Genomic DNA, 21,339 nt, shown 5'->3' with positions numbered 1-21,339 from the left:
TTCAGGTACCAGTAGGTCGTCGGTCGTTCGATAATTCCCCAGCATTCCCATCATGGCCCAGACGAAGTCCCTCCAGCGCAAGCACAAGCGCATCGATTTCGGTTCCACGTTCCTTCCGGCGCAGTATCCGGATTTCCTTGACATCCAACTGAAGAGCTTCGAGGAGTTCTTTCAGATCGAGACCCTCCCCGAGAACCGGGAGACCGAGGGTCTCTACAAGGTGTTCATGGAGAATTTCCCCATCACGGACACCCGGAACCAGTTCGTGCTCGAATTTCTTGACTACTTCATCGATCCCCCGCGCTACAGCATCGACGAGTGCGTCGAGCGCGGCCTCACCTACAGTGTTCCGCTGAAGGCCAAGCTGAAGCTTTATTGCACCGATCCGGAGCACGAGGATTTCGAGACCATTGTACAGGACGTATACCTGGGCCAGATCCCCTACATGACCCCCAAAGGCTCGTTCGTGGTGAACGGCGCCGAGCGCGTGATCGTGAGCCAGCTGCACCGCAGCCCGGGCGTGTTCTTCGGCCAAAGCCGCCACGCCAACGGCACCAAGTTGTACAGCGCCCGCGTGATCCCCTTCAAAGGATCCTGGATCGAATTCGCGACGGACATCAACGGCGTGATGTACGCCTACATCGACCGTAAGAAAAAATTGCCGGTGACAACCCTGCTGCGTTCCATCGGTTTCGAAAGTGACAAGCAGATCCTGGAGATCTTCGGCCTGGCCGATGAGATCAAGGTGACCAAGGCCTCCCTGAAGGATGCCGTGGGCCGCAAGCTCGCCGCCCGTGTGCTGAAGAGCTGGGTGGAGGATTTCGTGGACGAGGATACCGGTGAGGTGGTCTCGATCGAACGGAACGAGGTGCTGATCGACCGCGAGACGATCTTGGAGGAGCAGCACGTGGAGCAGATCCTCGAGAGCGGCGCCAAGACGATCATCCTGCACAAGTTGGGCGTGAACGCGGCCGACTATGCCTTGATCTACAACACCCTGCAAAAAGACACCTCGAACTCCGAGAAGGAGGCCGTGGAGGTGATCTACCGCCAATTGCGCAACGCTGAGCCCCCCGATCTGGAGACGGCTCGCAGCGTGATCGACAAGCTGTTCTTCAGCGAGCAGCGCTACGACCTCGGTGAGGTGGGCCGCTACCGCATCAACAAAAAACTGGGCCTCGAAAGTGAGCTCAGCGTGCGGGTGCTCACCAAGGAGGACATCATCGCCATCATCCGTTACCTTATCGAACTGGTGAACTCCAAGGCCGATGTGGACGACATCGACCACTTGAGCAACCGCCGCGTCCGCACCGTGGGCGAGCAGTTGTTCAGCCAGTTCGGCGTGGGTCTGGCGCGTATGGCCCGCACCATCCGAGAGCGCATGAACGTGCGTGATAACGAGGTGTTCACTCCCACGGACCTCATCAATGCCAAGACCCTGAGCTCGGTGATCAATTCGTTCTTCGGAACGAACCAATTGAGCCAGTTCATGGATCAGACCAACCCGCTGGCGGAGATCACCCACAAACGCCGCCTCTCGGCACTCGGGCCAGGAGGTCTCAGCCGCGAGCGCGCCGGTTTCGAGGTGCGCGACGTGCATTACACGCACTATGGCCGCCTCTGCACCATCGAGACGCCGGAAGGACCGAACATCGGTCTGATCAGTTCGCTTTGCGTGTACAGCAAGATCAACAGCCTGGGCTTCATCGAAACGCCCTACCGTGAGGTGAAGGACGGCAAGGTGGACCTGAAGGGCACGCCCACCTACCTCAGCGCCGAGGAGGAGGACATGAAGATGATCGCCCAGGCCAACGCCCAGGTGGCGGAGACCGGCGAATTCACCGGCAAGCGCGTGAAGGCCCGCCAGATGGGCGACTTCCCCGTAGTGGAACCGAAGGAACTGGAGCTGATGGACGTGGCCCCGAACCAGATCGCCTCCATTGCCGCCAGCTTGATCCCCTTCTTGGAGCACAACGACGCCAACCGTGCGCTGATGGGTTCCAACATGATGCGCCAAGCGGTTCCCCTGTTGCTTCCGGAAGCCCCCATCGTGGGTACGGGCCTGGAGGAATTAGTGGCGCACGACAGCCGTGTACTGCTTGCCGCAGAAGGCGACGGCACGGTGAAATACGTGGACAGCGAGAAGATCGTGATCGAGTACAAGCGCTCCGATGACGAACGCTCCGTGAGCTTTGATGGTGACGAGAAGGAGTACAAGCTCACCAAGTTCATGAAGACCAACCAGAGCACCTGCATGAACCTGCGCCCCATCGTCCGCAAGGGCGAAAAGGTGACCACGGGGCAGACGCTCTGCGAAGGCTACAGTACCGAGGACGGAGAGCTGGCCATCGGCCGCAATCTCGTGGTGGCCTTCATGCCATGGAAGGGATACAACTTCGAGGATGCCATCGTGATCAGCGAGCGGGTGGCCCGCGAGGACATGTTCACCTCCATCCACATCGACGAGTACAGCATGGAGGTCCGCGACACCAAACGCGGTCAAGAGGAACTCACGGCGGACATCCCGAACGTGAGCGAGGAGGCCACAAAGGACCTTGATGAGAACGGCCTGATCCGCATCGGTGCCGAGGTGAAGGAAGGTGACATCCTTATTGGCAAGATCACCCCGAAAGGGGAGACTGACCCCAGCCCGGAGGAGAAGCTGCTCCGTGCCATCTTCGGCGACAAGGCCGGAGATGTGAAGGACGCTTCCATGAAGGCCCCGCCCAGCACCAAAGGCGTGGTGATCAACAAGAAACTCTTCGCCCGCGCGGTGAAGGACAAGAAGACCAAAGGCAGCGAGAAGGCCGTACTGGAGCAGATCGCGAAGGAAGAGGCGAAGGAACTGGCCGAACTGAAGAATCTGCTGGTGGACAAGTTGATGGCGCTGATCGGCGGCGTCAACTCCAACGGCGTCTTCAACAAGTACAAGGAAGAGCAGATCCGCAAGGGCGTGAAATTCAGCGCGAAAGTGCTGGGCGGTGTGGACTACATCACCGCGGACCCCACGGACTGGACCGCGGACAAGAAGACAAACGAGCTCGTCCGTCAGTTGATCCACAACTACACCATCCGCTACGGCGACATCAGCGGAGCGTTCAAGCGCAAAAATTTCCAGGTCAGCATCGGTGATGAACTGCCCACGGGCATCATGAAGATGGCCAAGGTGTACCTCGCCAACAAGCGCAAGCTCACGGTGGGGGATAAGATGGCCGGCCGCCACGGGAACAAGGGCATCGTGTCCAAGATCGTCCGCGACGCCGACATGCCCTTCCTCGAGGACGGCACACCGGTGGACATCGTGTTGAACCCCTTGGGCGTGCCTTCCCGCATGAACCTGGGCCAGATCTATGAGACCGTGCTCGGTTGGGCCGGTCTGAAGCTGGACCGCAAGTACGCTACCCCGATCTTCGACGGCGCTACCATCGATGAGATCAATGCCGAGACCGATGAGGCGGGCATCCCCCGCTACGGCAAGGCCTACCTCTACGACGGCGGTACCGGCGAACGCTTCCACCAACCTGCGACCGTAGGTGTGATCTACATGCTGAAACTCGCCCACATGGTGGACGACAAGATGCACGCACGTTCCATCGGGCCGTACAGCCTCATCACCCAGCAGCCGTTGGGCGGTAAAGCACAGTTCGGCGGACAGCGTTTCGGCGAGATGGAAGTGTGGGCGTTGGAGGCCTTCGGTGCCGCCAACATCCTGCAGGAGATACTCACCGTGAAGAGCGATGACGTGATGGGCCGCGCCAAGGCCTACGAGGCGATCGTGAAAGGCGATCCGATGCCGGTGCCGGGCATCCCCGAATCATTCAATGTCCTCCTGCACGAACTCCGCGGCCTCACCTTGGAAGTGAGCCTGGAGAACGAGGGCGATAACAACAACAAGTCGAACTCCTGAGCACCATGACTATGATCAAGAAGGAGGTGAAGCTGACGAGCCAATTCGACAAGATCGTCATCAGCTTGGCGAGCCCCGAGAAGATCCTCGAGCGCAGCCACGGTGAGGTGATCAAGCCGGAAACGATCAACTACCGCACCTACAAGCCCGAGCGTGACGGCCTTTTCTGCGAGCGCATCTTCGGCCCTGTGAAGGACTTCGAATGCCATTGTGGCAAGTACAAGCGCATCCGCTACAAAGGGATCGTGTGCGACCGTTGCGGCGTGGAGGTCACCGAGAAGAAAGTGCGCCGCGAGCGCATGGGCCACATCCAGCTGACCGTGCCGGTGGCACACATCTGGTATTTCCGCAGCCTGCCGAACAAGATCGGCTACCTGCTGGGCCTGCCCACCAAGAAGCTCGACCAGATCATCTATTACGAGCGTTATGTGGTGATCCAGGCCGGTGATGGAAGCATCATGAACAAGGAGGGTGAGGCCGTACAGTACCTGGATTTCCTTACGGAAGAGGAATACTTGGACATCCTGGAGGGATTAGGAAAGGAGAACCAGCATCTGGAGGAAACCGACCCCAACAAGTTCATCGCGAAGATGGGTGCGGAGGGCCTGTACGACCTGCTGCGCCGCCTCGACCTGGACACTCTCAGCTACGACCTGCGCCACAAGGCCAACACCGAGACCAGCCAGCAGCGCAAAAACGAGGCCCTCAAGCGCCTCAACGTGGTGGAGGCCTTCCGCAGTGCCAACAGCCGTCGCGAGAACAAGCCCGAGTGGATGATCGTGAAGGTGGTACCGGTGATCCCGCCTGAGCTGCGCCCGTTAGTGCCCTTGGACGGCGGCCGCTTCGCTACCAGCGACCTGAACGACCTCTACCGCCGTGTGATCATCCGCAACAACCGCCTCAAGCGTTTGGTGGAGATCAAGGCGCCGGAGGTGATCCTGCGAAACGAGAAGCGCATGCTGCAGGAGGCCGTGGACAGCCTCTTCGACAACAGCCGCAAGAGCAGCGCCGTAAAGAGCGAGAGCAACCGCCCGCTGAAGTCCCTGAGCGATTCGCTCAAAGGCAAGCAGGGCCGCTTCCGCCAGAACCTGCTCGGTAAGCGCGTGGACTATAGCGCACGTTCCGTTATCGTGGTGGGCCCTGACCTGAAGCTGCACGAGTGCGGGCTGCCGAAGGACATGGCGGCCGAGCTCTACAAGCCGTTCATCATCCGCAAGCTCATCGAGCGCGGCATCGTGAAGACGGTGAAGAGCGCCAAGAAGATCGTGGACAAGAAAGAGCCGGTGATCTGGGACATCCTGGAGAACGTGCTGAAGAGCCACCCCGTGCTCCTCAACCGGGCACCGACGCTGCACCGCTTAGGCATCCAGGCCTTCCAACCGAAACTGATCGAGGGCAAGGCCATCCAGCTGCACCCGCTGGTGACCACCGCCTTCAACGCTGACTTTGACGGTGACCAGATGGCCGTTCACCTGCCACTGGGCCACGCCGCCATCTTGGAAGCACAACTGTTGATGCTGGCCAGCCACAACATCCTCAACCCGGCCAACGGAGCGCCCATCGCGGTGCCCAGTCAGGACATGGTGCTCGGCCTTTATTACATCACCAAAGGTCGCAAGAGCGAGAAGGACCATCCCATCAAAGGGGAAGGGTCCATCTTCTACAGCTCCGAGGAAGTGAACATCGCCTACAACGAGGGCAGGCTGGACCTGCACGCCTGGATCAAAGTGCGCTGGATGGACGCCAAAGGCGAGACCAGCCTTATCGAGACCACTGTGGGCCGAGTGCTCTTCAATGAAATGGTCCCCGAGGAAGTGGGCTACATCAACGAAGTGCTCACCAAGCGTTCGCTGCGTGACATCATTGGCCGTGTGGTGCGCGAAAGCGGTACCGCGAAAGCCGCCAAGTTCCTGGACGATATCAAGGAACTCGGCTTCATGAACGCCTTCCGTGGCGGATTGAGCTTTAACCTGGCCGACGTGGTGATCCCCGCCGAAAAGGACAAGCTGATCAAGGCCGCACAGGGAGAGGCGGATGAGGTGACCGGCAACTACAACATGGGCCTCATCACCAACAATGAGCGCTACAACCAGACCATCGACATCTGGACACACACCAACAGCAAGCTCACCTATACGCTGATGGAGCGCCTGAAGAACGATAACCAGGGCTTCAACTCCATCTACATGATGATGGACTCCGGCGCACGTGGTTCAAAAGAGCAGATCCGTCAGCTCAGCGGCATGCGCGGCCTGATGGCCAAGCCTCAGAAGAGCGGCGGCGGACAGGACATCATCGAGAACCCCATCCTTTCGAACTTCAAGGAAGGACTGTCCATCTTGGAGTATTTCATCTCCACCCACGGTGCGCGTAAAGGCCTGGCCGATACCGCGCTGAAGACCGCTGACGCCGGTTACCTCACCCGCCGATTGGTGGACGTGGCGCAGGACGTAGTGATCACCAACGACGACTGCGGTACTCTTCGCGGCTTGGTGGCGACCGACCTGTTGAAGAACGAGGAAGTAGTGGAAAGCCTGCGCGACAGGATCCTGGGCCGCACCGTCGTGCATGATGTGCTGCATCCCCAGACCGGTGAGCTGATCATCGCCAGCGGTGATACCATCGGTGAGGAGGTCGCGAACATTATCGGCAGTAGCCCTATCGAAGAGGTGGAGGTGCGCAGCGTACTGACCTGCGAACAGCGCCATGGCGTTTGTGCGAAGTGCTACGGCCGCAACCTTGCCACGGGCCGCATGGTCCAGATCGGTGAGGCCGTCGGCGTGATCGCCGCACAGTCCATCGGAGAACCTGGTACGCAGCTTACCCTTCGCACATTCCACGTCGGTGGTGTGGCGGGCAAGATCACCGAGGACAGCCAGATCGTGGCCAAGTATGACGGTAAACTGGAGATCGACGAGCTGCGTACGGTGAAGAAGAAGGACCGCAAGGGCGAGGACGCCGAAGTGGTCATCAGCCGCAGCGCCGAAATGCGCATCGTGGACAACAACACCGGCATCGTGCTTACCACCAGCAACATCCCTTATGGGGCCATGTTCTATGGCAAGGCCGGGAAGCAGGTGAAGAAAGGCGAGATGATCTGCCAGTGGGATCCGTACAACGCCGTCATCATCTCCGAGCTTTCCGGTAAATTGGGCTTCGAGAGCATCGAGGAAAGCGTGACCTATCGTCAGGAGATCGACGAACAGACCGGATTCACCGAGAAGGTCATCGTGGAAAGCCGCGACAAGCGCAAGAACCCCACCATCAAGATCATCGACGCCAAGAGCAAGGAGGAGATCAAGAGCTACTCCCTGCCCGTGGGTGCACACATCGTGGTAAGCGAAGGCGACAAAGTGGAGGCAGGCGATATCCTCGTGAAGATCCCACGCAGCTCCGGCAAAGGCGGTGACATCACCGGTGGTCTGCCCCGTGTTACGGAACTCTTCGAGGCCCGTAACCCCAGCAACCCTGCAGTGGTCAGCGAGATCGATGGTATCGTTTCCTATGGCAAGATCAAGCGGGGCAACCGTGAGATCATCGTGGAAAGCCGCACTGGCGAGCACAAGTTCTACCTCGTGCCGCTGAGCAAGCACATCCTCGTGCAGGAGAACGACTTCGTGAAGGCCGGTCAGTCCCTCAGCGATGGATCGATCGCCCCGGGTGACATTCTCAATATCCAAGGCCCCACACGCGTTCAGGAGTATCTTGTAGACGAGGTGCAGGACGTGTACCGTATGCAGGGCGTGAAGATCAACGACAAGCACTTCGAAGTGATCGTACGCCAGATGATGCGGAAGGTGGAGATCGAGGATCCGGGCGATACCCGTTTCCTGGAGCGCCAGGCCGTGATGAAGGCCGAGTTCATGGAGGAGAACGACGACATGTTCGACAAGCTCGTGGTGACCAGCGCCGGGGAAAGCGCCTCGGTGAAGGAAGGCCAGATCATCACGTTGCGGAAGCTGCGTGATGAGAACAGTGTGCTGAAGCGCAAGGACGGTAAGCTCGTGGAGACACGTTCCGCCACTCCGGCCACCAGCCGCCAGTTGCTCATGGGGATCACCCGCGCATCCTTGCAGACCGAGAGCTTCATCAGCGCGGCTTCCTTCCAGGAGACCACCAAAGTCCTCAACGAGGCTGCCGTGGCTGCGAAGGAGGACAACCTGAAGGGCCTGAAGGAGAACGTGATCGTGGGCCACTTGATCCCTGCGGGCACAGGCACCAGGGCCTTCCAGAAGGAACTGGTCTATGGCAAGGACGAGTATACCCGATTGATGGCGGCGAAACTTACCGCCCAGGAGATCGAAGAGTAAGCCTCACTTCCAAGCCCCCTCTCCCTTCCGGAGAGGGGGCTTTCTTAACCCGATCCCTCTCCGTGAACGGTGAAGGGCTTATGAAAAGTAAAATGGCGGACGAAAAGGACCAAGCCAAGCCGAACCAGCTGAACATCGAGATCAGCGAGGAAGTGGCCGACGGCATCTATAGCAATCTGGCGATCATCACCCACAGTAACTCGGAGTTCGTGCTGGACTTCGTACGCGTGATGCCCGGAGTGCCCAAAGCGAAGGTGAAGGCCCGTGTCCTGCTCACCCCGCAGCATGCCAAGCGCCTGATGCGCGCACTGGCGGACAATGTGCAGAAGTACGAGGCCGTGCATGGGCCGATCCGGGAGACCGACATGCCGGAGATCCCGATGAACTTTGGTGGACCGCCGGCACAGGCGTGAACCCTGCCGAACTGAATTGAAAGGCCCCGAGCGATCGGGGCTTTTTCATGTTCTGGGTTTGTTGACTATTCCCTCGCCCCCTGTGCGAAGATCACATACCCGAAGTTCAAGCTCCAGACCCAAGCCTCGCTCAGCCCGTCGATGTAACTGCTGTTGAACCAGAGCGGACCGAGCGGGCTTTGGTAGATCAACGAGCCGCTGCCGATGTAATGGCGTGTACTGATGGCGCTGCCCTCGGTCACAGAGTTGTCGTCCGCACGCTTCAGCGCCTTGTAGGGCTGGAAGACATACGCTTCGAGCCGCAGGTCGAACTTGTTCCGGGCCACGGCCACGATGGTCCGCACGCCACCTGCCACGTAGTGTGTTGCTCTGTAGTTCTGCAGGAAATAGGTCTTGCTCTCGGGCGTGGGCTGGAACACCGGCGTTTGGATGGTGGTTGCCGTGTAGTTCTGGAAGAAGGGCTGTGTACTGTATACGCCTTCGGCGAGCATGCCGAATTTGAAGATCCCTTTCGGCAGGAAGTACTTGTCCAATGTGGCCTTGAGTGATAGCCAGTCATGCCGGGCGTTGAAGGCTTGCCGGTCGGTCCATTGTGAACCGGGAAGCGTGTTCTCGTTCCCGCCGATATAGCGTAGGCTCACCCGGAGCAGTTCGCCCCTGTTCGGTTGCTGCTTCCGGTTCAAACTGTTGCGTTCCAGGGTCAGGCCCGTTGTGGCGTACTTGAACTCGGTCACGTCGGAGGTGTCGCGTGCGTCAAAATCTCCGTTCTGGTAGTAGCTGTCCTTGGTCTGCACGTATTTGGCGTCTAACCGGAGCAGCCCTTTCGTGCCCATGGCCATGCCCGCGTTCGCCCCTCCCCAGAATTCCTTCTGGACGATGTAGGAGGGCCGCACTTCCTGGAAGAACGAGGTGAAACCGTTGAAATGGTCCCACCGGTTCAAGGTAATGAGGGGTTCGATATAGACCGGCTTGCGCGAACTGAGGTCCGTGCGCCAGCGCAATTGTGCCGCCGTATAGAATTTGCCGAAGTAGCCAACGGCCTCCACACGGCTACTCGTGCGCCCGAACAAGTTGTACCGTGCGGATAACATGCCGGTATTGACCGGGCGGGAGCTGACCAGACCCCCGAACCGCACCTCCAATTTCCTTTCCCGCTTCACTTGGATATCGAGGTCGAAATTTCCCCGTGTTTTGTTATAGGTGGCTTGTGGGAAAAGCCCGCCGATGTTGTAGTCCGCATAGAGCCGGAAATAGCGTGGTTTCAGGGCATCGGCCGTGAGCGGTTCGTTCCGCTTGTTCACGAGCCGCTCGCAGTACAGGGCCTGCCCTTTGTTCAGCTCCTTGAACTGGATGTCGCCAAAGACCACCGGGGGGCACTTGGCTTTGAACCGGGTACGTGCCTGTTCCACTTCGGCCTTGGCCCGCCGTTTTTTAACCTCCACCTTGATCTCCGGCATCCGTTCCATCGCCGAGGCATAGCCATCAAGGACCGCTTGTTTGGCGCTGGCAAAATCAAATATTGTCGTGCTGGTCTTGGGCTCGATGATGATGCCGGGGTCGCACGGAAGAACATAATTGGTGGGCTGGGTCATGATGGCCTTCAGCTGGCTCATCAGGTCGTCAGCGCTTGGTTCGGGCGCGTTGTAGGCCACGTTGCTGCCGATGATGTAATCAGGCAGGAAGGCATTGAACATGACGTCGCTCGGGAAGTTGTTGTACATCCCCCCGTCCATCATCAAGTGGCCCTCCACCAGGATCGGCTTGAAGTAGAACGGATAGCTCATGCTGGCCCGCACCGCCACCGCCAGGTCACCCTTGGAGAACACCACTTCCTGGCGTGCAGTGATGTCCGAGGCCACGCACCGGAAGGGCACGAACAGGCTGTCCATATTGTAGTCGGCAGCGGCAGAGGCACCGGCGAAGCTCCGCATCTGCTCGAAATCGATAAGGACCGGAGAACGCAGGTTGGTGGGTAGGGACATCTGCAGGGTGGTGTCCACGTTCACCCCTAAGGTGATCATTGAAGCATCCGGCATGTCCTGCTTGAAGTAGTACGTGTACTGTGGCTCCACACCACCGCGCGACATTTGTTGGTAGAGGTCACTTTGGAAGAGGGAATCCATTTCCTCCGGAGAAATACCCGAAGCGTAGAGGGCACCGACGAGCGCGCCCATGCTGCTCCCGGTGATGTAATCGATGGGGATGTCATTGTCCTCCAAGGCCATCAGTACACCGATGTGCGTGAGACCAACCGCGCCCCCTCCGCTCAGCACCACACCGATCCGCTGCGCCCGCATGCCCGTGGCAAGCAGAAGAAGGGAAAGGAGGAGAACTTGGCGGGACATCAAGGTGTCCGCTTTTGCGGCGGGCCGCAAAGGTAGGGTGGCCTCTGAAGTCCTCGCGGGTCCGATAAGCATCGCACCACTGTAGGCACCCTCGTTGGGACGCTACTTCAACTTCCCAATGATGTCCTGCTTTGTAATGATGCCGTAGCGCTCCTGCATCTTCACTAGCACGGCTTGGCTGCCGTTGCCCAACTGCTTAGCGATCTCCGCCAAGGTGGCTTCCGGCCCTACGATCGGCAAGGGCTTATCCATCACCACGCGTGCTTTTTGGTGGCGCACATCCGTGTCTTCGAGGATGGCGTCGAAGAGGCGCGCATCCGTGATGGTGCCGACCGGCTTCCCGTTCTCCATCACCGGCAATTGGTCGATGTTGTGCGCACGCATCCGGTCGATCGCAAGCAGTACGGGCTCATCAGCTTCCACGCTCACGAGTTCGGTGTCCCTCCCTTTCAGCAGGTCGCCGGCAGTTGGCTTTTCCTCCACCAAGAAACCACGCTCGCGCATCCAATCGTCGTTGAACATCTTGCCGAGGTAGCGCGTTCCGTGGTCGTGGAAGATCACCACCACCACGTCGCCCGCCTTCAGCATGTGCTTCATCTGCATCAGCCCCGCCATGGCCGCGCCCGCGCTGTTGCCCACGAAGATGCCCTCGTCGCGGGTGATCTTGCGCGTATAGATCGCCGCGTCGCGATCCGTCACCTTCTCGAAGTGGTCGATCAGGCTGAAGTCCACGTTCTGCGGAAGCATGTCCTCGCCGATGCCCTCAGTGATGTACGGATAGATCTCATTGGGGTCCAGGATGCCCGTCTCTTTGTACTTCGTGAAGACAGACCCGTACGTGTCAATGCCCCACACCTGGATCGCAGGGTTTTTCTCTTTCAGGTAGCGCCCCGTTCCACTGATGGTACCGCCTGTACCCACGCCCACCACCAAGTGGGTGATCTTGCCGTCGGTCTGGTCCCAGATCTCCGGACCGGTGCTTTCATAGTGCGCCTTGCTGTTGCTCGGGTTGTCGTACTGGTTGGCCTTCCAGCTGTTCGGCGTTTCCTTTTCCAGCCGTGAGCTCACGGAATAATAGGAGCGGGGATCTTCGGGCTCCACATTGGTGGGGCAGACGATCACCTCGGCCCCGAAGGCGCGCAGGGCATCCACTTTCTCCTTGCTCTGCTTGTCGGTGGTGGTGAAGATGCACTTGTAGCCCTTGATGATCGCTGCCATCGCCAAGCCCATGCCGGTGTTGCCACTGGTGCCCTCGATGATGGTGCCGCCGGGCTTCAACAGGCCGCTTTTTTCCGCATCGGCGATCATCTTCAGCGCCATGCGGTCCTTGATGCTGTTGCCGGGGTTGAACGTTTCAACCTTCGCCAATACGGTGCAGGGCAGGTCCGCCACCAAGCGGTTCAATTTCACCATGGGCGTATTGCCGACGGTGCTCAGGATGTTCTCGTGGATCTTCATGCGCCGCGAAGGTACGGTCGTGCGTTTGGTCTGGTTTCTAACACGAAGAACGCGAAGGACACGAAGGTTTTCGTGGACCCTCTATGTGCCCTTCGCGCTCTACGTGGTACCTCTCTATGTGAACCGTATCGCCTTCGCCGGAGCGATGCGCGACACATACATGCTGGGGATCACCAACGCCAGCACGCAGACCAACAGCACGCCGACATTCAGCGCCACGATGGGGCCGAGGGAGAGGTCCACCGGTACTTTGTCCACGTAGTAGCTCTCGATCGGAAGCCGGGCCAGCCCGAACTGCTTTTGCAACAGCGCAAGCCCGATGCCTAACAGATCGCCCAGCACGATGCCGATGCCGAGGATGTAGGCCGCATCGATCAGGAAGATGCGACGGATGGTGCCGTTGCTCGTGCCCAGCGCTTTCAGGACGCCGATCATGTTCGTGCGCTCCAGTATGATGATCAGCAACGCCGAGGTCATGTTGATGATCGCCACCAGCACCATCAGCACGATCACCACGATCACGTTGGTATCCAGCAACTCCAGCCAGGAGAAGATCTCCGGGAAGCGCTCCCGCACCGTCACCGTGCGGAGGCCGGCGCCCAGATAGTCGCGGTAGATCAGGTCGTCCATCGTGGTCAGGTCCCGGAAATCCTTCAGGGCCACCTCAAAGCCACCGCAGTAGTCCTTGGAACTTCCACCGGTGGAACGCCGCGTGATCGCCAGCGCGCTCGCGGGCAGGCAGGCCGCGGATGGAAGCTTCTCCTTGGGATGAAGCGTGACCCAGGCCGTATCGGGCAAGGTGCCGTTGTTGTCGTTCACCACAAGCATCAATGTCGTGTCTGTCGCGGTGCAGATCGTGTGCGGCCCCTTTCCGTGCAGCTTCGTTCCCGGCCAATCGTAGCTGTAGGACAGGTCGCCGCCGAACGCCAGCCCTTCGATCTGCACTCCGTCCGCATGATCGATGTCCGAAACGCTGATCTCCGCCTGCAGGCCCCATTGCGCGAAGCGCTGGATATGTGCGATGTCCACATACACCACCTGATGATCGATCTTCTCCAAGCCGGTCTCATAGATCCCCGTCACCCGGAACTTGCGCGGGCGGATGTCCTCACGGCCCTTGATCAGATATACCACAAGTTGATCGCCGACGTCCAGCCGCAACCGCTTGGCCATCCAGTTGCTGATCAATACCTCGTTGCGCACGCTGTCGCCGATGTTCAGCACGGTCCCTTTCAGCAGGTGGGCGCGCATAAAACTCCAGTCATGGTCCGCACCAACACCCTTCACCACCACGCCCTGGATCTCCTTGTCCGTCTCCACGATGCCCGGCTTCAAGGCGAAGACCTGGATGTGCTCGATACCGGGCACGTTGTCAAGAAAGGGGTAAAAGGACTGGTGGATATTCACCCGGGACGACTCCTTCGGATCGCTCTGCGTCAAAGGGAGGATCTCGATGTGCGCCCCGGCGCCTGTTACTTTGGCCCGGACTTCGCCTTGGAAGCCCGTACTGATCCCCACGGTGAGGAGCATCACCGCCATGCCGATGACAATGCCAAGTATCGCAATGAGCACGATAGGCCGTGAGAGCCGGTCTTGCCGGTCCCTGTCGCTAAGGATGCGGCGGGCGATGAAATGTGCGAAGCCCATGGGGATCGCGGCGAAGATAGCCGTGCTCGTGGCGCTCTTCGGATGTAATGGCCCGGTGCCGGCGCAGGAAGCCGGTGCCGCGGTGATCGAAGCAGCTCCTTACGCCAATGCGAAGATCAAAGTAGGAGCGGAGCGGACCGCTGAATACATCCCCTTGCTGCGCGGAAAACGCGTCGCCGTGGTCACCAACCAGACCGGCATGATCGGCCCGGTACATCTGGTGGATTCACTGGTCTCCATCGGCATGAACGTGGTGAAGGTCTTCGCGCCCGAACACGGCTTTCGCGGCGAGGCCGATGCGGGCGAGCATGTGGCCGATGAGCAGGACAAGCAAACCGGTCTTCCGGTGATCTCGCTCTATGGCAAGAACAAGAAGCCGCAACCCACGCAACTCGCTGATGTGGATGTGGTGCTCTTCGACATTCAAGATGTGGGTGTTCGCTTCTTCACCTACATCAGCACTGTGCATTATGTGATGGAAGCGGTCGCCGAGCAGCACAAGCAGATGATCGTACTGGACCGGCCCAACCCCAACGGTTTCTATGTGGACGGCCCTGTGCTGGACACCGCGTTCGAGTCCTTCGTCGGCATGGACCCCGTGCCGCTGGTCCATGGCATGACGGTTGGAGAGTATGCACGAATGGTCAATGGCGAAGGCTGGCTGAAGGGTGGTGTGAAGTGCGACCTCACCTTGATCCCCTGCACGGGATACGATCATTCCAGCTACTACGAGCTTCCGGAAAAACCTTCACCGAACCTGCCGAACATGGCAGCCGTGTACCTCTATCCCGCGCTGGGCCTGTTCGAAGGGACGGTAGTAAGCGTTGGACGCGGTACTGATCGGCCTTTCCAGTGCATTGGCTATCCGGGTTGCCCGCTCGGAACGTTCGCGTTCACCCCGCGCTCCGTCCCCGGGGCAAGGAACCCGCCATACAAGGATGAGGCCTGCACCGGCATGGATCTCAGTTCGTTCGGCGAGTTCTACAGCCGGATGGACCCAAGGCTGAACCTGGAGTGGCTCATCGGCATGTACAACGCCAGCACGGACAAGGGCAAGTTCTTCAATGCCTTCTTCGACAAGCTCGCAGGAGGAACGGCGCTGCGCAAGGCTATCATCGCCGACCGTTCCGAGGAGGACATCCGCGCCACCTGGCAGGCCGATCTGGAGGATTTCAAGCGGATGCGCAAGCCCTATTTGCTGTATTCGGAGGAGTAGGGTGGGAGAGAAGTGCCCAGCAACCATGAGTAGCCCCGGGCCCCAACGTCCTCCCAGCATGTTCTACTGTTAAAAGACCGAAGCCGAAACCTCCGGAAAACCGCATTTCGTGGCGTTCGTCGCGCCCGTTGCGGTAGAATCCGAAGCCGCTACCTCTGGGAAATCATCAGTGTCCATCCGTGTGCATCCGTGGTTCCTTTATTGAGGATCTACGATCATCCCCCCGCAAAGCCGTTTCTTTGTGCCCCATGCCAACAAAGACCAAACTCGCGCCCGCCGATCAGGCGGCAACCCTCGAAACAGCCAAGAAATTGGGCCTGATCGAAGAGGAATACACGCGCATTCAGGAGATCCTCGGCCGCGTGCCCAACTTCACCGAGCTCGGCATCTACAGCGCGATGTGGAGCGAACACTGCTCCTATAAGAATTCCATCGCACTGCTGAAGACCCTTCCACGGAAAGGTCCCAAGCTGTTGGTAGAGGCGGGCGAGGAGAACGCTGGGCTCATCGATATCGGCGATGGTTGGGCCTGTGCCTTCAAGATCGAAAGCCACAACCACCCCAGTGCCATCGAACCTTACCAGGGTGCCGCAACCGGCGTGGGCGGCATCAACCGCGACATCTTCACCATGGGTGCCCGGCCCATCGCGCAGCTCAACTCGCTCCGCTTCGGAGACATCGCCAATCAGGCCAGCAGCCGTTGGCACATGCGCGGCGTGGTGAAGGGCATCGGTGACTACGGCAATGCCTTCGGGGTGCCCGTGCTCGGGGGCGAGGTCTACTTCGATCCCTGCTACACCACCAATCCGCTGGTGAACGCAATGAGCGTGGGCATCATGCGCGCGGACAAGTTGATCAGTGCGACCTCCCATGGCGTGGGCAACCCGGTCTATATCGTGGGCAGCGCCACCGGGAAGGACGGCATACACGGTGCCTCGTTCGCCAGCAAGGACATTACCGGCACCAGCATGGACGACCTCCCTGCCGTGCAGGTGGGCGACCCTTTCATGGAGAAACTGCTGTTGGAAGCTTCCTTGGAATTGGCACAGACCGATGCCATCATCGGCATGCAGGACATGGGCGCTGCGGGTATCACCTGTAGCACCAGTGAGATGAGCGCGAAGGGCGGTTGCGGCATGGACGTCTATTTGGACAAGGTGCCCCTGCGCCAGGAAGACATGCGTCCGTGGGAGATCCTTCTCAGCGAAAGCCAGGAGCGCATGCTCGTGGTGGTGAAGAAGGGACGCGATCAGGAGGTGAAGGACATTTTTGAGAAGTGGGACCTGCACTGCGTGAAGATCGGTACCGTGACTGAAGGCGATACACTACGCTTCTTCTGGCAGAAGGAGCTCGTGGCCGAGGTGCCAGCGGAAAGCCTCGTCCTGGGCGGCGGGGCTCCGGTGTACAAGCGGCAGAGCAAAGAACCGGCGTACATCGCCGAGAACAAGAAGTTCAAGACCGACATGGTGCCGGTGCCGCAGGACCTGGAACAGGTAGCCTATGAACTTTTGGCCAGCCCCAACATCGCCAGCAAGCGCTGGGTGAGCGAGCAGTACGATACCATGGTGCGCACCGGAAACATGAGCACCAACGCACCCAGCGATGCGGGACTGGTGCTGTTGAAAGAGGCCGGTGGGAACAAAGCCCTTGCGGTCACGGTGGATTGCAATGCCCGCTACGTGCAGGCCGACCCGTACGTGGGCACCATGATCGCTGTGAGCGAGGCCGCTCGCAACATCGTATGCAGCGGAGGGGAACCGGCCGGCGTCACCAACTGCCTCAACTTCGGGAATCCGTACGACCCCGAGGTTTATTGGCAGTTCGAACAGGCCATCAATGGCATGAGCGAGGCCTGCATCGAATTCAAGACGCCCGTTACCGGCGGGAACGTCAGCTTCTACAACCAATCCGTGATCGAAGGCAACGAGGTCGCCGTGTTCCCCACGCCCACCATCGGCATGGTCGGCGTGGTGCCGGACATCAAGAACCGCATGACCTTGGCCTTTCAGCAGAAGGGCGACCTCATCTTCATCATCGGAAAGATCACCGACGACATCGCTTGTAGCGAATACTTGGTGCGCCACCACAACATCCACCGCTCACCTGCCCCCTACTTCGATCTGGCCCAGGAGCACTTGGTCCATGTGATCACCTCACACCTCATCAAACGCGGGCTGGTCACGGCCGTGCATGACGTCAGCGACGGTGGCCTATGGACCGCTCTGGTGGAAATGGGCATGCCGAACGGGCTTGGATTCGACATTGTCACCGATAGCGAGGTCCGCCCGGATGCCTTCCTCTTCGGTGAAGGCCAAGGCCGCGTGGTCGTTACCATCACCCAAGCCCAAGAGGACGGCTTCCTTGACCTGATGCGCCTGAGCAAAGTGCCGTTCTTGCTGCTTGGCCACGTTACCAAGGGCAAGTTCATGGTGGACGATGAATCCTTCGGCAACGTTCTGGATGCCAGTGCCGTGTACGAGGGGGCCATTCCGCAGATCATGGACGAACAATAGGTCCGTCCAAGTCCTTGGATCTGGCGAACTGCTTTTCCAGCTTGCACAATACCACGACGTGCATAAGGTGGGCAGGAAACGTTGATCGGCCGGACGGCGATTCCTTGCTATCAAGAGGGGAAGAACGGCTGTGGCCGTTCAATTCGAGGGTTCCACAAGAGGTCTCGCGGATACCCAATTATCCAGCAACAACAACCCCGCCGCGCATAAAAGGCTGCCCATGGCCCAGCGCGAGGATAGCAGATCCAATGATCCGTGCATTGTGGTGGTGAACCACGTTCCCGCCGTATCCGTGGGCAGGGGGCCTGTGGGCAGGGTGAAGGCAACGATCGCCATCGTGAACACCAGTGCAGCGAGGGCCCACCAACCCGATCTTCCGATCAACGGGAGCGATTGAACGGAAGGGACCGGGCTGGCATCAATGCGCGCCATGACCCGGTCTTTCAAGCCGGAAGGTGCAGGGTGCCTTCCCAACTCTTGGAATAGCCCCCTCAGCGGGTCTTCTCGGCTTACGCGCTCGTCACCAAAGTCCATGTCTCATTCTTCAATTGCAGGTGCAGCACGTCATATAAGCGCTTCCGGCACCGGTGCAGTTTCACCTTCACATTGGACGCGCTCATCCCGGTAACGGTTACGATCTCCTCCACGCTCAGCTCCTCCAAGTAGAACATCGTCATCACCGCGGCGTCCTCCGGGGACAAGGTCCGCAACGCCTTGTCAAGGATCGCGGCCCGTTCATCCATCGGTTCCACCCATGCGGTGGTCGGCTCTTTTCCAACTTCGGAAAGCTCATCGAGTGAATTGGGGACCTCCTTTCGCCGCCGCAACGCCGTGATCGCCGTGCGGTATGCGATGCTGTAGAGCCACGTTGAGAATTTCCCTTCGCCCTTGAATTCCGCCAGCCGCTGGTAGGCCTTCAAGAACGTGTCCTGCGTAGCCTCTTCCGCATCCAGCTCATTCCTGAGCACCCGGAAGGCCACTGTATGCACCATGTGCATATAGCGCTCCATCAGGGAGACAAAGGCGCTGCGGTCGCCCGCAAGGACCAAGGATATGGTGCTGGTGTCGTCCAAAAGATCTCGGCCATGGGACGCGGTTCCTTCAGCCCACGGTTACACGAAGATCAACTTTCAAGCCTCGTTCCTCAAGGTTTTTCGATGAACGGTGATTCCGGTGAAGGATGACGGATACATGGGCTGGATAAGTGGATCGTAACCGCGAAGGGCAGCAAGCTCGTCACATGCCCAAACCCCTGAAAAGCATGGATACCCCCGCATCTGAAGTTTTGGTCCCTTTGATCGTCTTCTCCGCCGCCTTTGGCATGTTCTACATATGGGTGACAGCCCGCCACCGCCAGCGCATGGCCATGATCGAGAAAGGTCTTGCGACGGCTGAACCCGCCTCTGAAGTGGACCGGTTCAGCAGCTTGAAATTCGGTCTGCTTGGTATTGGCGTAGGCTTTGGCCTGTTGCTGGGCTACCTCTTCCAAACCTACGCCATGGTGAATGGGGAGGACAACCCGTTGCCCTACTTCGTGATGGTGGCCATATGCGGCGGCGCGGCTCTGGTGGGACATCACATGATCGTGGTGCGGAGCAGGGGAAAGTAGCTCCGATGTAGGGTGCCGCAGGCATTCGGATCTTGCCCGACCCTAATTTCGCCGCACTTGGTAAACAATGCTGCGACGCTTTTTCACCGTATTTGCCGCCACTGCATTTTGGGCTTTGCTCGTGTGCGTGCTCTGGGTCCTGCTATTGCTTATCGTTCCTCCACCGGTAACGTGGGAGATGGTCGCGCAGGCCAAGGCCCAAGGTGGTGTTGAGCGCACGTGGGTGCCGCTGTCAAAGATCTCCCCGGCCATGCCATTGGCCGTCATCGCTGCGGAAGACCAGAAGTTCTTCGACCACTTCGGATTCGATATGGAGGCCATGCGGAAGGCAATGGCGCATAACGACCGCAGCAAGCGCGTGCGTGGTGCGAGCACCATCAGCCAGCAGACCGCCAAGAACGTCTTCCTCTGGCCGGGTAGGAATTTTGTGCGCAAAGGCCTGGAGGCCTGGTTCACGCTGTTGATGGAGACCTTTTGGTCGAAGGACCGCATTCTGGAGATGTACCTCAACGTGGCCGAGACCGGGAAGGGCCGCTTTGGCGCGGAGGCTACCGCGCAGCACTGTTTTAAGCGTTCGGCGTCCAAGCTCACGGATTCACAGGCCGCGCTTATCGCAGCTGTGTTGCCGTCACCGCGCAGGTTCAATGCCTGTTCTCCCTCGGCTTTCGTGCAACGCAGGCAGGCGTGGATACTGCGCCAGATGAGGCAGCTCGGGAACCAGATGGATCCCCTGGAGCGCGAGCGCTTGAACGACCTCCGCGATCGTCGCGAGAAAAGGCACAAGCGTTGACAACAGGGCACCGTTACCTTGGTCCGCAAGAAGACCTCGATCGCAATTGATCATGACGGAACAGAAGGACAGTATGCCCGGAACTGCACGATTAGTTTTGGTCACCGGTGCCAGCCGCGGTGTAGGGCGGGCGACAGCAAAGGCATTAGTGGAACTGCATGGTTGCACGGTCGTTGCCGTTTCGCGAGATGAGGACTGTCTGGCGTCCTTAAAAACGGAATGCGGCGATAGGGCAGGGCTGCTGGAGGCGCTGCAAGTGGACCTGGTCTCCACGAGCGGTATTGAAGATGTGAGGCGGCATCTGGCCGGGAGAAGGCTGCACGGCTTGGTGAACAACGCCGGCCTGCTGATCAAGCGGGAATGGGGGGAGTGGACGGAGGACGACCTGCAAAGGCTCTACCTGCTCAATGCTTCCGTGCCTCTTTTGCTATCCCAAGCGCTTAGTTCCTTACTGGAAGGGGATCCTCCCGGGCACATCGTGAACATCGGCAGCATGGGCGGCTTTCAAGGCAGTGTGAAGTTCCCTGGCCTGGCCGCATACAGCGCCAGCAAGGCCGCACTGGCCAACACCACCGAGTGCATGGCCGAGGAGTTGAAGGACCGCGGGGTACGGTGCAATTGCATCTGCTTGGGCGCCGTGGACACCGCAATGTTGCGTACCGCCTTCCCCGGATACACCGCTCCGGTCGGTGCGGAAGAGGTGGGACGGTACATTTCCAGGTTCGTGGTGGAGGGCCATAATCTCTTCAACGGCAAGGTGTTGCCCTTGGCCGTGAGTACCCCATAACGGGGTCTTTGAATTTTTTTCTTGTGTGAATTAGGACGGAAAGGAATTCTATCTACCTTTGCAGCCGCTTTCAGCAAAAACGTTCTTTGAGCGCCCCGGATCGGGGATGACATGTAGGGGTGGCCAAGTAGAGGTTGAGAATTATATTTTCAACACTGTTTGGTGGATCGGAAGATCAGCCTACATTTGCACCCCCTTCCGAAACACGTTCGTGGGACGGAAGGCGCACAAAATGAATTTCCTCAAGCCCGGGACGGTCCCGGAGACTTGAAACGTTCTTTGACTTATTGTCCATTCTGAGAAAAGTGAGTGTCCCTGTGTACTGTAAGGTTTCACATGGGGGG

13 protein-coding genes are annotated in these 21,339 nt (G+C 59.2%); 8 read left to right on the top strand and 5 right to left on the bottom strand.

Annotated elements, in window-relative coordinates:
• The first annotated feature begins 52 nt into the window (after positions 1-52).
• The 3 genes from rpoB (at position 53) to IPP95_06280 (ending at position 8,630) form a co-directional block, all read left to right on the top strand.
• Positions 53-3,907 carry a DNA-directed RNA polymerase subunit beta gene (gene rpoB, locus IPP95_06290; protein ID QQS73821.1) on the top strand — a complete coding sequence of 1,285 codons (3,855 nt, stop codon included), beginning with the start codon at positions 53-55 and terminating at the stop codon, positions 3,905-3,907.
• Positions 3,908-3,918: 11 nt separating this feature from the next.
• Positions 3,919-8,217: a DNA-directed RNA polymerase subunit beta' gene (rpoC, locus tag IPP95_06285; protein ID QQS74208.1), complete on the top strand. Its 4,299-nt coding sequence runs from the start codon at positions 3,919-3,921 to the stop codon at positions 8,215-8,217.
• Positions 8,218-8,309: 92 nt separating this feature from the next.
• The gene (locus IPP95_06280; GenBank protein ID QQS73820.1) at positions 8,310-8,630 is read left to right on the top strand and encodes a DUF3467 domain-containing protein; all 321 of its coding nucleotides are present in this window, start codon (positions 8,310-8,312) and stop codon (positions 8,628-8,630) included.
• A gap of 65 nt (positions 8,631-8,695) precedes the next feature.
• On the opposite strand, the gene IPP95_06275 is transcribed toward IPP95_06280, so the two are convergent.
• The 3 genes from IPP95_06275 to IPP95_06265 form a co-directional block, all read right to left on the bottom strand.
• Positions 8,696-10,975, bottom strand: coding sequence for a patatin-like phospholipase family protein (locus tag IPP95_06275; GenBank protein ID QQS73819.1), 2,280 nt, complete (start codon positions 10,973-10,975; stop codon positions 8,696-8,698).
• Between the two features lie 102 nt (positions 10,976-11,077).
• Complete coding sequence (locus tag IPP95_06270) at positions 11,078-12,433, bottom strand: pyridoxal-phosphate dependent enzyme (protein QQS73818.1); 1,356 nt, start codon at positions 12,431-12,433, stop codon at positions 11,078-11,080.
• A 114-nt stretch (positions 12,434-12,547) separates the two neighbouring features.
• Positions 12,548-14,080: an ABC transporter permease gene (locus tag IPP95_06265; GenBank protein QQS73817.1), complete on the bottom strand. Its 1,533-nt coding sequence runs from the start codon at positions 14,078-14,080 to the stop codon at positions 12,548-12,550.
• Here IPP95_06265 and IPP95_06260 point away from each other — a divergent pair.
• Complete coding sequence (locus IPP95_06260; GenBank protein ID QQS73816.1) at positions 14,049-15,296, top strand: DUF1343 domain-containing protein; 1,248 nt, start codon at positions 14,049-14,051, stop codon at positions 15,294-15,296. The two genes, IPP95_06265 and IPP95_06260, sit on opposite strands and share 32 nt — an antisense overlap.
• A 248-nt stretch (positions 15,297-15,544) precedes the next feature.
• Positions 15,545-17,809 carry a phosphoribosylformylglycinamidine synthase subunit PurL gene (purL, locus tag IPP95_06255; protein ID QQS73815.1) on the top strand — a complete coding sequence of 755 codons (2,265 nt, stop codon included), beginning with the start codon at positions 15,545-15,547 and terminating at the stop codon, positions 17,807-17,809.
• Positions 17,810-17,947: 138 nt separating this feature from the next.
• Here the strand turns inward: purL and IPP95_06250 are convergent, their stop codons facing one another.
• Complete coding sequence (locus IPP95_06250; protein ID QQS73814.1) at positions 17,948-18,241, bottom strand: hypothetical protein; 294 nt, start codon at positions 18,239-18,241, stop codon at positions 17,948-17,950.
• Between the two features lie 77 nt (positions 18,242-18,318).
• Positions 18,319-18,882 (bottom strand): sigma-70 family RNA polymerase sigma factor, encoded by a 564-nt coding sequence (locus tag IPP95_06245; protein ID QQS73813.1) that lies wholly within the window; start codon positions 18,880-18,882, stop codon positions 18,319-18,321.
• 167 nt (positions 18,883-19,049) lie between these two features.
• On the opposite strand from IPP95_06245, the gene IPP95_06240 reads away from it, so the two are divergent.
• The 3 genes from IPP95_06240 (at position 19,050) to IPP95_06230 (ending at position 20,995) form a co-directional block, all read left to right on the top strand.
• On the top strand, positions 19,050-19,418 hold the full coding sequence (locus tag IPP95_06240) for a hypothetical protein (protein ID QQS73812.1): 369 nt from the start codon (positions 19,050-19,052) through the stop codon (positions 19,416-19,418).
• Between the two features lie 67 nt (positions 19,419-19,485).
• A complete protein-coding gene (gene mtgA, locus IPP95_06235; GenBank protein QQS73811.1) occupies positions 19,486-20,208 on the top strand; it encodes a monofunctional biosynthetic peptidoglycan transglycosylase in 723 nt (240 codons plus the stop codon).
• Between the two features lie 52 nt (positions 20,209-20,260).
• Positions 20,261-20,995 carry an SDR family NAD(P)-dependent oxidoreductase gene (locus tag IPP95_06230; protein ID QQS73810.1) on the top strand — a complete coding sequence of 245 codons (735 nt, stop codon included), beginning with the start codon at positions 20,261-20,263 and terminating at the stop codon, positions 20,993-20,995.
• Positions 20,996-21,339 lie beyond the last annotated feature (344 nt).

It is taken from the genome of Flavobacteriales bacterium, assembly GCA_016700415.1.
Taxonomy (GTDB): domain Bacteria; phylum Bacteroidota; class Bacteroidia; order Flavobacteriales_F; family PHOS-HE28; genus PHOS-HE28.
Note: the sequence above shows the minus strand (reverse complement) of the source record. Positions and strands in the feature narration are given on the sequence as shown.